Origin of the sequence: Methylobacterium nonmethylotrophicum (genome assembly GCF_004745635.1) — a bacterium.
Classification (GTDB): Bacteria; Pseudomonadota; Alphaproteobacteria; order Rhizobiales; family Beijerinckiaceae; genus Methylobacterium; species Methylobacterium nonmethylotrophicum.
The window spans coordinates 461,029-473,276 of record NZ_SRLB01000001.1; the positions used below are offsets into that span (position 1 = coordinate 461,029).

Sequence of the window (12,248 nt, forward strand, 5' to 3'; positions counted from 1 at the left end):
CCGGGAGAGGGGCGGCGCGACGGTTCAGGACTTGGCGCCTCTCACAACGGTTCAGTTTTATCCGGCAGCGTGGTTCCCCTCTCCCGCCCGGCATTCGCCGGGCACCCTCCCCCGCAGAGGGGGGAGGGTCGGGGGCGGCAGGCTTGAGGAGGGGTGGATGGAGCAGGAGAAGCGAAATCCCGTTTCCGGCCGTCTACGGAACTTTGCGAAGGACCAGCGCTCGCTTTCCACCCACGCGGAAGCCCTGTTCTGGAGCCAAGTCCGCGCAGGCCGTCTCTCCGGCCACAAGTTCAAGCGGCAAGTCCCCATCACGCCATACATCGTCGATTTCCTTTGTCCGTCCGCCCGACTGATCGTCGAACTCGACGGCGAACCGCACGAGACCGCCGAACGCCGCAAACGCGACGCTGCCAGGGATGCCTGGCTCCGTAGCCAGGATTTCGAGATCATGCGGTTCTCGAATGAGATCTTTCTCGGCAATCCTCAACTCGCGCTCGGCACCGTGCTCGCCGCCGTCACGCGACGCTCTGCCATGTCCCCGCACTCTGAGCGGCCCACACGATGACCACACTCCTCCTCACCAACGCCCACCTGATCGACCCCGCCTCCGGCCGCGAGGGGCCGGGCGCGGTGCTCGTCCGCGATGGTCGGATCGCCGACATCCACTGGGGCAAGCCCGCGGCCCTGCCGGAGGGCGCCGAGGTGATCGAGTGCGGGGGCCAGGTGCTCACCGCCGGCCTCGTGGATCTGCGCGCCTTCGTGGGCGAGCCGGGGGCCGAGCATCGCGAGACCCTGGCCAGCGCCAGCGCCGCGGCCGCCACCGGCGGTGTGACCACGCTGGTGTGCATGCCCGACACCAACCCGCCGATCGACGATCCGGCCATCGTCGACTTCGTGCTGCGCCGGGCCCGCGACACCGCCAGCACCCACGTCCTGCCGGCGGCCGCCATCACCAAGGGCCTCGCCGGCCAGGTGATGACCGAGTTCGGCCTGCTCACCGAGGCCGGCGCCGTCGCCTTCACGGACGGGCTCAAGGCCGTCACCAACGCCCAGGTGATGCGCAGGGCGCTCACCTACGCCCGCGATTTCGGCGCCCTGCTGATGCAGCACGTCGAGGAGCCGACGCTCGTCGGCGACGGGGTGATGAACGAGGGCGAGATGGCCTCGCGGCTCGGCCTTCACGGCATCCCGCGGGAGGCCGAGACGATTCTTCTGGAGCGCGACATCCGCCTCGTGCGCCTGACCGGCGGGCGCTACCACGCGGCGATGATCTCCTGCGCCGACTCGGTCGAGATCGTGCGGCGGGCGAAGGAAGCGGGGCTTCCCGTCACCTGCGGCGTCTCGGTCAACAACCTCGTTCTGAACGAGAACGACATCGGCCACTACCGCACCTTCTGCAAGCTCTCGCCGCCGTTGCGGACCGAAGCCGACCGCCAGGCCGTGGTGGCGGCGCTCAACGAGGGCGTGATCGACGTCGTCGTCTCCGACCACAACCCGCAGGACGTCGAGACCAAGCGCCTGCCCTTCGCCGAGGCTGCCGACGGCGCGCTCGGGATCGAGACCCTGCTCGCCGCATCCTTGCGGCTCGTGCATGCCGGTGACGTCAGCCTGCCGCGGCTCCTCGCCGCCCTCTCGGCGGCGCCCTCGCGGGTGCTCGGGCGCGAGACCGGGCGCCTCGCTGCAGGCAGCCCCGCCGACCTCGTCCTGATCGACGCGGACGCGCCCTACGTCCTCGACAAGCGGCAGCTGAAGTCGCGCTCGAAGAACTCGCCCTTCGACGAGGCGCGGCTGCAGGGGCGGGCCTCCCTCACGATGGTCGCCGGCCGCATCGTCCACCGCATCGAGGAGCCGCGCTGATGGCGCCGGACTGGTCGCAGATCGCCCTCTGGCTCGTCGTCGGCTACCTCTTCGGCGCGATTCCCTTCGGGTTGATCCTGACCCGCTTCGCCGGCCTCGGCGACGTGCGGGCGATCGGCTCGGGCAACATCGGCGCCACCAACGTGCTGCGCACCGGCCGCAAAGGTCTCGCCGCAGCGACGCTGCTCGGCGACGCGCTCAAGGGCACCGCCGCGGTGCTGCTCGCGTCGCGCCTCGGCGGGCCGGAGGCGGCCCTCGCCGCCGGGCTCGGCGCCTTCCTGGGCCATCTCTTCCCGGTCTGGCTCGGCTTCAAGGGCGGCAAGGGCGTCGCCACCTTCATCGGCGTGCTGCTCGGCCTCTTCCCCCTCGGCGTCCTGGTCTTCGCGGTCGTCTGGCTCGGCCTCGCGGCCTTGCTCCGCTACTCCTCGGCCTCGGCGCTGGCGGCCTCGGCCGCCACCCCCGCCGCCCTGTGGGCCTTCGGTCAGGGGCGCCTCGCGGTGCTGTTCTGCGTGCTCGCCCTGCTGCTATGGTGGAAGCACGCGCCCAATATCCGCCGCCTCGCAGCGGGGACCGAGGGGCGCATCGGACAGAAGGGCTGAAGGTCTGACGCTGACCCTCACCCAAGGTTCCAGGGACCTTTGAGGGGAGAGGGTCGTGCAGTTAAGCGACGCGCAGCGGCTCGACTGGCTCCGGCTGATCCGCTCGGAGGGCGTCGGCCCGCGCACCTTCCGGGGATTGGTGAACCGCTTCGGTGGCGCCGGTGCGGCGCTCAAGGCCCTGCCGGGTCTCGCCAAGGCCCGGGGCAAGCCGATCCGGGTCGCCACCAGGGCCGAGGCGGAGCGCGAGATGGCGGCGGCGGCCCGTCTCGGCGCGCGCCTCGTGGCGATGGGCGAACCCGATTACCCGCTGCCGCTCCAGGCCACCGCCGATGCGCCGCCGCTCATCGCCATCCGGGGCGACGCCGCCTGCCTCAACCGCCCGTCGGTCGCCATCGTCGGCTCACGCAACGCGTCGGCCGCCGGCCTCACCTTCACCGAGCGCCTGTCGCACGCGCTCGGCGCCGAGGGGCTGGTGATCGTCTCAGGATTGGCCCGCGGCATCGACGCGCGGGCCCACAAGGCGGCGCTCGGGACCGGCACGGTCGCGGTGCTGGCCGGCGGGCACGACCGGATCTACCCGTCGGAGCACGAGGAGCTGGTGGCGCGCATCCTCGAGAACGGTGGCGCCGTCGTCGCCGAGATGCCGATGGGCTGGGAGCCGCGGGGCCGCGACTTCCCGCGCCGCAACCGCATCATCTCGGGGCTCTGCCTCGGCACCGTGGTGGTGGAGGCGGCGCGCCGCTCCGGCTCGCTCATCACCGCCCGCTTCGCCCTGGAGCAGGGCCGCGAGGTCTTCGCCGTGCCGGGCTCGCCCCTCGACCCCCGCGCCGAGGGCACCAACGACCTGATCCGCGACGGCGCCACCCTCTGCGCCGCCCCCGAGCACGTGATGGCGGTGCTCTCGCCCCTGATCGGCAGGCCCGCGCCGGATGCGGGAGCCGAGGACGCGGCGGACCGGCCGGAGCCGGCTTTGTACTGGGACGAGACCGATTTCTCCGCCGAGCCGGTCACCGCCATGGCGGCCGAGCCGGCGCAGAGCCCGATCGACGCGGACCCGCCGCGGCCGGCGGCCGCGGACGACCGGGCGCTCCTGCTCGGGCTTCTCGGGCCCTCGCCCGTGCCGGCCGATGCCCTGGCGCGCCAGGCCGGCCTATCGGCGCGGGTCGTGCAGGGGCTCCTCATGGAGCTGGAACTGGACGGGACGATCTGGCGGCACCCGGGCGGGGCGGTGTCGCTGCGGTGATCCCGTCAGCGCGCTTCGCCCCGGTGCATCGCCTCCACCCGGTCCGTAAATCGCCCGTCCGGCCCGTGCAGCACCAGGGCCGGCGCCAGGGTGAACGGGGCCCGGCTGCCGCGCACGCCCGCCACCAGCACCCGGATCGCCGCGGCATCCGCCCGCGGCTGGACCGGCGTGACGGTGAGCGCCCCGAACCGCCCCGCCATCGCGTCGAGGCAGGCCGGCAGGGCGTCGGCGCGGTGGATCAGCACCAGCCGTCCGCCGGGGCGCAGCAGGTCGGCGCAGGTGCGCAGCCACGCTTCCAGCCCGTCGGGTGTGGGGAAGCCGTGCGCCGCGGCCCGGGCCGCGACCGGTGAGGCCCGATGCCGGCCGGCCTCGAAAAAGGGCGGGTTGGTGAGGACGAGGGCGACCGTGTCGGGCAGGAGGCCGGCGGCACGCCGTTCCCGGCCCGGCGCCGTCACGTCGGCCTCGATCACCCGCACGCGGGCGGCCAGCCCATTCTCCTGCGCGTTGAGCCGGGCCAGGGCCGCCGCCTCCGGGTCGCGCTCGACCAGCATCACCTGCGTTTCCGGGTGGGCGCGGGCGACCGCGAGCCCGACCGCCCCGGTGCCGGCGCCGAGGTCGCACACGGTCTCGCCCGGCCGCGCCCCGGCCGCGCCCGCGAGCAGCACCGCGTCGGTTCCGGCCCGGTGGGCGCCGCGCGGCGGCTGGCGCAGCGTGAGCCGCCCGCCGAGCCAGGCTTCCGGCCCGGGACGAGAATCGGGCTCAGCGGCCCGGGGCATCGCGCAGCTCGTGGGCGAGGCCCGCATCGGTGAGGATGCGGCGGGCCTGGCGGGCGTGGTCCTCCGGCACCAGCAGCCGGCGCGGGAAGGCGCCGATCATCCCCTCCATCACGCTGATGTGGTTGTCGGCCACCAGCACCGGGATGTCGGCGCCGTCGAGGAGCGATTCCGCGAAGCCGATCAGGACGGGGTCGTTGCTGCGGATCAGCTCGATCATGGCGCGGGCGCTCTCCTTCCGGGTGGTCGCGGCGGCCTTACCACACCAGCGCGTCCGTTGCGCCGCATCCCCGGCCCGGCCCGACCGCGGCGGCGCCTTGCGGCAGCTTGCGTGTTGCCGCCGGGGGCGCTCGCGTGCCAAAGGGGGCGGGCAATGATCGAGGAGCCCCGCGGTCCGGGGCGGTTCTGTGGAGATCGCGCGGGCGTGGGCGTCGTACTTCCCCTTCAGGACACACCCTCCGACCCGGAGGCCAGCCTCGACGCCCTGGTGGCGCTGGTGGCGGGCGGGATGGAGCGCGTCAACGCGATGATCCTGTCGCGCACCGGCTCCGACGTCACGATGATCCCGGAGGTCGCCAACCACCTCATCTCCTCGGGCGGCAAGCGCCTGCGCCCGATCCTGACCCTCGCGACCGCGGCCCTGTCGGGCTACGACAGGTCCGCCGACGGCGACGTGAAGCTCGCCGCCAGCGTCGAGTTCATGCACACCGCGACGCTCCTGCACGACGACGTCGTCGACGAGAGCGACATGCGCCGCGGCAAGGTCGCGGCCCGGATCAAGTGGGGCAACGAGGCCAGCGTCCTCGTCGGCGACTTCCTGCTCGGCCAGGCCTTCAAGATGATGGTCGAGGTCGGCTCCCTGCGCGCCCTCGACATCCTGTCCTCGGCCGCCTCGGTGATCGCCGAGGGCGAGGTGATGCAGCTCACCGCCGCCCGCAGCACCGAGACCACCGAGGACGAGTACCTGGCGGTGATCCGGGCGAAGACCGCCGAACTGTTCGCCGCCGCCTGCGAGGTCGGGCCGGTCCTGGCCGAGCGGCCGAAATCCGAGATCGCCGCCTGCCGCAGCTACGGCATGAATCTCGGCATTGCGTTCCAGCTCGTCGACGACGCCCTCGATTACGGCGGCACCAGCGCCGACCTCGGCAAGAACGTCGGCGACGATTTTCGCGAGGGCAAGATCACCCTGCCAGTGGTGCTGTCGTTCCGCCGCGGCAGCGACGAGGAGCGGGCGTTCTGGCGCCGCACCCTGGAGCGTCAGGAGATCGAGGAGCCCCGCGACCTCGACGCGGCGATCGCGATCATGCGCCGCCACCGCGCCCTCGAGGACACGATCGAGCGCGCCCGCCACTACGGCGCCATGGCCAAGGACGCGCTCGCCCTGTTTCCGAACGCCCCGATGAAGCAGGCGCTGCTCGAAGCGGTCGATTTCTGCGTCGCCCGGGCGCGGTAGCGCGTCGCGGGCATGCTTGCCCGTCCGCACGGTGGAACGAGGCCCTGAAGGGGCCGGGACGCCGCGCCGCACGAGGAGCGTGCGGGCGCGCCCCGACCGTCCCGGCGAAGGCGACCTCAGCGCAGCAGCGTCGCCCGCACCCACCAGCCCGGCTGCGCCGCCGCGATCGCCCGGGCGGCGCGCGCCGCCGCCGAGCGGTGGGAGAACAGCCCGAACACGGTGGCGCCGGAGCCCGACATCCGGGCGAGGCGGCAATCCGGCTGGTCGCGCAGGGCCGCGAGGGTGTCGCCGATCACCGGCGCGACCGTGAGGGCGGGGGCTTCGAGATCATTGCGGGCCGGCGCGATGCGCGCCAGGAGATCGTCGAGGCCGGTGCCGTCGCCGATTTCGGGATGCGTGTGTGCGGCGAGGGGATGAGCCTCCCCGACCTTCAGCCCCAGGGCGCGGAAGACCGGCGCCGTCTCGACCGGCACGCCGGGATTGATCAGCACCGCCGGGAGCAATGGCAGGCTCACCGCCGGACCGACCGCCTCGCCGGCGCCGCGCATCATCCGGGCCCGGGGATCGAGGCAGACCGGCACGTCGGCTCCGGTGCGGCGCGCCGCCGCCATCAGGGCCGGGTGGTCGGGCGACAGGCCGTTGAGGCGCCCGAGCAGCCGCAGAGCCCCGGCCGCGTCCGAGGAGCCGCCGCCGATCCCCGCCGCCACCGGCAGGCGCTTCACGAGATGGAAGCGCCCGACCGTGAGCCCGGGCAGTTCGGCGGCGAGGTGCCGGGCCGCCCGCATCACCAGGTTGTCGTCGAGCGGACCCGCGGGACCGGCGGTCGGGCCGGAGACGGCGAGGTCGAGCACCGGCCCTGGCTCCAGGGTCAGGAGGTCGCCCGCGCCCGATCCCGCGAAGGCGACCAGGCTCTCGAGGGCGTGATAGCCGTCGCCGGGGCGGCGGCCGAGGACGTGCAGGGTCAGGTTGATCTTGGCGGGCGCGCGGGTGGCGAGGGTCGGCACGTCAACGTCTCTCGAACGGACATAAGGGCGCGGCGCCTGTCCGGCGCCGCGCCCGCGATGTCATCTCGGCTGTGGGCGAGGCGCGATCAGCCCCCGCTCTTCGTCTCCGTGCCCATCGCCGGCGGCTCGCTCGGGGCGGGGGCGCCCTTCGGCATCTCCGGCTGGGCCGCGGGCTGGCTCTCGGCGGTGGCGGCGGGCTTCTCCAGCTCCGGCAGCCCGTCCTTGAGCTTCGCGTCGATCTTCACCAGGTCCTCGGGCTCGGGATTGAGGTCCTTGGCGTGCTGCCACTGGAACTTGCCCTCGAGACGCCGGCCGCTGCGCCAGTAGGCGTCGCCCAGGTGGTCGTTGATGGTCGGGTCGCCGGGCTTCAGCTCGATCGCCTTTTCAAGCTCGCGCACCGCGTCGTCCCAGCGGCCGAGGCGGTAATAGGCCCAGCCCAGGCTGTCGATGATCATGCCGTCGCGCGGCTGCAGGTCGACCGCCTGCTTCAGCATGCGGAAGGCCTCGTCGATGTTCTGGTTCTGGTCGACCCAGGAATAGGCGAGGTAGTTCAGCACCTGGGCGCGGCCGTTGGGCTGCGTCGCCGGCACCAGCTCGAGCGCCTTCTTGAGGTCGGCCTCGGCCTTCGGCCACTCCTTGGCCCGCTCGTAGGACGTGCCGCGGAAGTAGTACAGGGTCCAGTAGTTGCGCGCCGGCTGGTCGCCGATCAGGTCGATCGCCTTGGTGTAGGTCTGGGCCGACTCGGCGTATTTCTTGCGCGAGCGCTGGACGTTGCCGAGCGCCGAGATCACGTCGATGTCGTTGGGATAGGTCTTGGCGACCTGGTCGAGATGGGCGAGCGCCTCGTCGCCCTTGCCCATCTGCTCGAGATTGAGCCCGATCTGGATGTCGGCGTTGAGCTTGAGCGGTGAATTCGCCGGCATGCGGGCGAAGATCTCGTTCGCCCGGTCGGGCGCCTTCATCCGCTCGAGGGTGTCGGCCAGCGTCAGGAGCGCGAGGGAATGCTCGGGCGCGAGGTAGAGGGCGAGGCGCAGGTAGACCACCGCCGGCAGCTCGTCGCCCTGCGAGGTTCCGGCCGAGCCGAGGCCGTACAGCACCTCCGCCGCGCCCTCCTGGGCCGAGCCGATCAGCGGCGTCAGCGGCTTGCCGGCCTTCAGCTTGTCGAGGGCGTCGCGCACGATCGGGTGGCGCGGCAGGATGTTGTCGAATTCCTGGTAGGCCGCCACCGCGAGGTCGGGCCGGCCCGACTCGGCCTCGAAGCGGCCGTAGGCGTCGACGATGCGCAGCGTGTTGCGGTCGGCGTCGTAGGCGGATTTGAGCCGCCGCTCGGCCTCGACCTTGTCGCCGACCAGCGCCGCGATCAGGCCGGCATGGTAGTCGCGGAAGACGTTGTAGTAGCGCTCGCCCTTGAGCTTGTTGATGGTCTCGAGCGCCTTCTTGCCCTCGTTGGTGCCGGCATAGGACCATGCGGTCAGCAGGGTCGAGGTCAGGTCGGCGGCCGCCCCCTTGCCGCCGCGCTGCAGGTTCTGCCGTGCCGCACCGTATTGCTTGGCCTTGATCTTCTGCACCCCGAGGGCGAGCTGGGCGAGGCCGTTGGCCCCGTCCCGCTGCGTCAGCTTCTCGGCGGCCCGGAAGGCCTCCGGCAGCGAGCCGTCGGCCAGCAGGGCCACGAAGGAGCGCTCGAGGAGTTCCGCGTTGCGGGGATCGCCCTTCACCGCCTCGCGGTAATAGGTGGCGGCGGCGGCGGTGTCGCGGGAGGCGCCGGCGATGTAGGCGGCCAGGAAGTTGCCTTCCAGCGAGTCCGCCGGCTCGTAGGCCTGCGAGGCCGCGAACTCCCGCGCCGGCAGCCGCGCCGCCAGGGCCGGCGCCGTCGAGGCGCAGAGGAGGAGAGCCAGCGCGGCGAGCGCGCGTCCGCGGCGGGGGGCGGGGATTCGGATCGTGGGCACCAAGCTCGTGGCTCCGTGATCGCGCCGGCCGCGGCGCCGGCGCGCGAAATCGGGCGTGACATTGGACCCTGCGCGGGGCAGCGGCAAGACCAAACGGCGGCGGCGATGTGTCGGGGCCGCCCTCCTCGCCCTCCCGCCGGCCGGCCGCGATCGGAGATGGATGACCGTGACGGTGTCCGAGCTGCGCGGCGAAAGACCTCCGTTCGGCGCTGACGGACGATGAAGCGCGGGGCCGCCCCGGTCGCGGGCCAGACCGGCTGTCCGCTGGTCTGTCCCGCAGGCGATCAGGTCGCCGATCTCGGGCGGCAGTCGGGGCACCTGAGCGCGGGGCACCTGCGCGGGGAGGCGGGGCGTGCCCTCACGGCCGTGCGGGCGGCGTGAGGATCGATCCTCGTCGTCTGCCGCAACGGTTCCGACACCCTCGACGTCATCCCGGCGCCGCGCAGCGGCACCCGGGATGACCCGGAGACGGAGAAAGCGGGCGCGCCAGACACCGGGCGCGCCCCGTTTCCTCACATATTCACGTAGTTCGGCCCGCCCGGACCCTCCGGTGTGACCCAGTTGATGTTCTGGTTCGGATCCTTGATGTCGCAGGTCTTGCAGTGGACGCAGTTCTGCGCGTTGATCTGGTAGCGCGGCGCACCGCCCTCGTCGATCCACTCGTAGACGCCGGCCGGGCAGTAGCGGCCCGACGGCCCGCCGAACACGTCGTGCTCGGAGGATTTCTGCAGGCCCATGTCCTTGACCTGGAGGTGGACCGGCTGGTCCTCCTCGTGGTTGGTGTTCGACAGGTAGACCGACGAGAGGCGGTCGAAGGTCAGCACCCCGTCGGGCCGAGGGTACTTGATCGGCTTCACGTCCTTGAGCGGCTTGGTGCAGGCGTAGTCCGGCTTGCCGTGGCTCATCGTGCCGAACAGCGACAGGCCGGCGAGCTCGTTGAGCCACATGTCGAGCCCGCCCAGGCCGACGCCGACCAGCGTGCCGTACTTCGACCAGAGCGGCTTGACGTTGCGCACCCGCTTGAGGTCGTAGCCGATCGGGCTCGAGCGCCAGCCCTCCTCGTAGGAGGTCAGCTCGTCCTGGGCCCGGCCGGCGGCCAGCGCCTCGTGGATCGCGCCGGCGGCCTGCATGCCCGACAGCACCGCGTTGTGCGAGCCCTTGATCCGCGGCACGTTGACGAAGCCGGCGGAGTCGCCGACGAGGCAGCCGCCCGGGAAGACGAGCTTCGGCACCGATTGCCAGCCGCCCTCCATGATCGCGCGCGCGCCGTAGCCGATGCGCTTGGCGCCCTCGAACACGTCGCGGATCATCGGGTGGGTCTTGAAGCGCTGGAACTCCTCGAACGGCGACAGGGTCGGGTTCTCGTAGTTCAGGTGCGTCACGAACCCGACCGAGACCAGGTGGTCGTCGAAGTGGTACAGCCACGAGCCGCCGCCGGCCTTGTTCGGCAACGGCCAGCCCATCGAGTGCTGCACCAGCCCCGGCCGGAATTTTTCGGGCTTGACCTGCCACAGCTCCTTCACGCCGAGGCCGTATTTCTGGTGGTCGGAATGCTGGTTGAGGCGGTAGCGGTCGATGAGCTTCTTGGTCAGCGAGCCGCGGGCGCCCTCGCCGAACACCGTGTACTTGGCCCGCAGCTCCATGCCGCGGGTGAAGTCGTCCCGCGCCTCGCCCGACCTGGCGATGCCGAGGTCGCCGGTGGCGATGCCGACCACGGCACCCGCCTCGTCATAGAGGATCTCGGCGGCCGGGAAACCCGGATAGATCTCGACGCCCAGCTCCTCCGCCTTGCGGCCGAGATACTTGGTGACGTTGGAGAGCGAGCCGACGAAATTGCCGTGGTTGCTCATCAGCTTCGGGAAGGCGACGTTCGGCAGGGTGATGCCGCCAGCCGGCCCGAGGAACATGAACTCATCCTTGACCACCTCGGTCTTGAGCGGGCGGTCCGGGTCCTCGCGCCAGTCGGGCACCAGCCTGTCGAGGCCGCTCGGGTCGATGACGGCGCCCGACAGGATGTGGGCGCCGACCTCGCTGCCCTTCTCGACCACGACCACCGACACCTCGGTGCCGGCCTCGGCCGCGAGCTGCTTCAGCTGGATGGCGGCAGCCAGCCCGGCCGGGCCCGCTCCGACGATCACCACGTCGAAGTCCATCGCCTCGCGTTCCGGCAGCTCCATCCTGGTCCTCCCCTGGTCTTGCGATAGTTCACATATAAACGATCTCGGGCCGCCTCAAGCGGTCCCAATGGCCGGACCGTGCGACGCCGTGTCCCCGGGCGCAAGCGGCAGCCTCCCGGCCTCGCGCGCGGGAATGCGTGTGGGCGCGGTGTCGCGCCGGTTGTCCACAGTCGCGCGGCACGCCACATCATACGTATGACGCCCGACGTTCCCGACAGCCACGACCTGCTCTCCTTCCTCGACTTTCACGTCGAGGCCGGCGTGGACGTCGCGCTGGACGAGACGCCGCACGACCGCTTCGCCGAGCCGGAGGCGCCGCGACGGCCCGCAAGGGAGGAGGACGCCACCCCCGAGAGGCCGTCGCGGCAGGCGCCGCCGGCGGAGCCGGTCCGGGCCGCACTCTCCCGTCCGGAGCCCGCCCGTGCCGAACCCGCCCGTGCGGAGACACCCAGCACCTTCGGCCGCTCCGCCGCGGCCGCCCCCGGCGAGGCCGCCGGCGACGCCCGCGAACTCGCCGCCACCGCCGCGAGCCTGGAGGAGCTGGAAGGCCTGCTCGCCCGGTTCGAGAGCTGCGCGCTGCGCTTCACCGCCAAGAGCCTGGTCTTCGCCGACGGCAACCCGCAGGCCCGGGTGATGTTCGTCGGAGAGGCCCCCGGCGCCGACGAGGACCGGGTCGGCAAGCCGTTCATGGGCCGCTCGGGCCAGCTCCTCGACCGGATGATGGCGGCGGTCGGGCTCGACCGCACGAACGCCTATGTCGGCAACGTCGTGCCCTGGCGCCCGCCGGGCAACCGCAACCCGACCCCACAGGAGATCGCGACCTGCAAGCCGTTCATCGAGCGGCAGATCGCCCTCGCCGATCCCGATATCCTGGTCTGCCTGGGCGGCGTCGCGACGCAAGCGCTCGCCGGCACCAAGGACGGCATCCTGAAGTCGCGCGGGCGCTGGTATCCCTACCGCACCGGGCGGCGCGAGATCCGCCTCCTCGCCACCCTGCACCCGGCCTACCTGCTGCGCCAGCCGCTGCAGAAGCGCCTCGCCTGGCGCGACTTCCGCGCCCTGCGCGCCGCCCTCGACGAGGGGCAGGGCTGAGGCCCGTCCAAGCGGAACCGTGCCGGCTCCCGTCGATTACTCTTGAGCCCGAACGCTGCGCCGCGTAGCCGTCGCGGCTCACGGTACGGGCCAACGGATAGCTG

At 72.3% G+C, this 12,248-nt stretch carries 11 protein-coding genes; 6 read left to right on the forward strand and 5 right to left on the reverse strand.

The annotated features are described in order from the left end of the window. The first annotated feature begins 157 nt into the window (after positions 1-157). From EU555_RS02200 to dprA, 4 genes are read left to right on the forward strand one after another with little or no spacing between them, the layout of a single operon-like run. Positions 158-565, forward strand: coding sequence for an endonuclease domain-containing protein (locus EU555_RS02200; RefSeq protein WP_135412791.1), 408 nt, complete (start codon positions 158-160; stop codon positions 563-565). Then, positions 562-1,857 (forward strand): dihydroorotase, encoded by a 1,296-nt coding sequence (locus tag EU555_RS02205; protein ID WP_135412792.1) that lies wholly within the window; start codon positions 562-564, stop codon positions 1,855-1,857. The genes EU555_RS02200 and EU555_RS02205 overlap by 4 nt, the downstream gene beginning before the upstream one ends. Next, positions 1,857-2,456: a glycerol-3-phosphate 1-O-acyltransferase PlsY gene (gene plsY / locus EU555_RS02210; RefSeq protein ID WP_135412793.1), complete on the forward strand. Its 600-nt coding sequence runs from the start codon at positions 1,857-1,859 to the stop codon at positions 2,454-2,456. The genes EU555_RS02205 and plsY overlap by 1 nt, the downstream gene beginning before the upstream one ends. Positions 2,457-2,511: 55 nt before the next feature. Then, a complete protein-coding gene (gene dprA, locus EU555_RS02215; protein WP_135412794.1) occupies positions 2,512-3,699 on the forward strand; it encodes a DNA-processing protein DprA in 1,188 nt (395 codons plus the stop codon). Positions 3,700-3,704: 5 nt separating this feature from the next. Here the strand turns inward: dprA and EU555_RS02220 are convergent, their stop codons facing one another. Then, positions 3,705-4,475: a tRNA1(Val) (adenine(37)-N6)-methyltransferase gene (locus EU555_RS02220; RefSeq protein ID WP_135412795.1), complete on the reverse strand. Its 771-nt coding sequence runs from the start codon at positions 4,473-4,475 to the stop codon at positions 3,705-3,707. After that, on the reverse strand, positions 4,459-4,692 hold the full coding sequence (locus tag EU555_RS02225) for a putative signal transducing protein (RefSeq protein WP_135412796.1): 234 nt from the start codon (positions 4,690-4,692) through the stop codon (positions 4,459-4,461). The genes EU555_RS02220 and EU555_RS02225 overlap by 17 nt, the downstream gene beginning before the upstream one ends. A gap of 204 nt (positions 4,693-4,896) precedes the next feature. Between EU555_RS02225 and EU555_RS02230 the strand changes: the two genes are divergently transcribed. Continuing rightward, a complete protein-coding gene (locus EU555_RS02230) occupies positions 4,897-5,925 on the forward strand; it encodes a polyprenyl synthetase family protein (RefSeq protein WP_167858412.1) in 1,029 nt (342 codons plus the stop codon). Between the two features lie 116 nt (positions 5,926-6,041). Here the strand turns inward: EU555_RS02230 and EU555_RS02235 are convergent, their stop codons facing one another. The 3 genes from EU555_RS02235 to EU555_RS02245 all read right to left on the reverse strand — a co-directional run bounded on the left by EU555_RS02235 (position 6,042) and on the right by EU555_RS02245 (position 11,052). Further along, entirely contained in the window at positions 6,042-6,929 is an 888-nt protein-coding gene (locus EU555_RS02235; RefSeq protein ID WP_135412798.1) for a 4-(cytidine 5'-diphospho)-2-C-methyl-D-erythritol kinase, read from the reverse strand. 86 nt (positions 6,930-7,015) lie between these two features. Continuing rightward, positions 7,016-8,875 (reverse strand): tetratricopeptide repeat protein, encoded by a 1,860-nt coding sequence (locus EU555_RS02240; protein ID WP_205820742.1) that lies wholly within the window; start codon positions 8,873-8,875, stop codon positions 7,016-7,018. Between the two features lie 512 nt (positions 8,876-9,387). Further along, entirely contained in the window at positions 9,388-11,052 is a 1,665-nt protein-coding gene (locus EU555_RS02245) for an electron transfer flavoprotein-ubiquinone oxidoreductase (RefSeq protein WP_135412799.1), read from the reverse strand. 195 nt (positions 11,053-11,247) lie between these two features. On the opposite strand from EU555_RS02245, the gene EU555_RS02250 reads away from it, so the two are divergent. Continuing rightward, complete coding sequence (locus EU555_RS02250) at positions 11,248-12,144, forward strand: uracil-DNA glycosylase (protein WP_135412800.1); 897 nt, start codon at positions 11,248-11,250, stop codon at positions 12,142-12,144. The last annotated feature ends 104 nt before the right edge of the window (positions 12,145-12,248 follow it).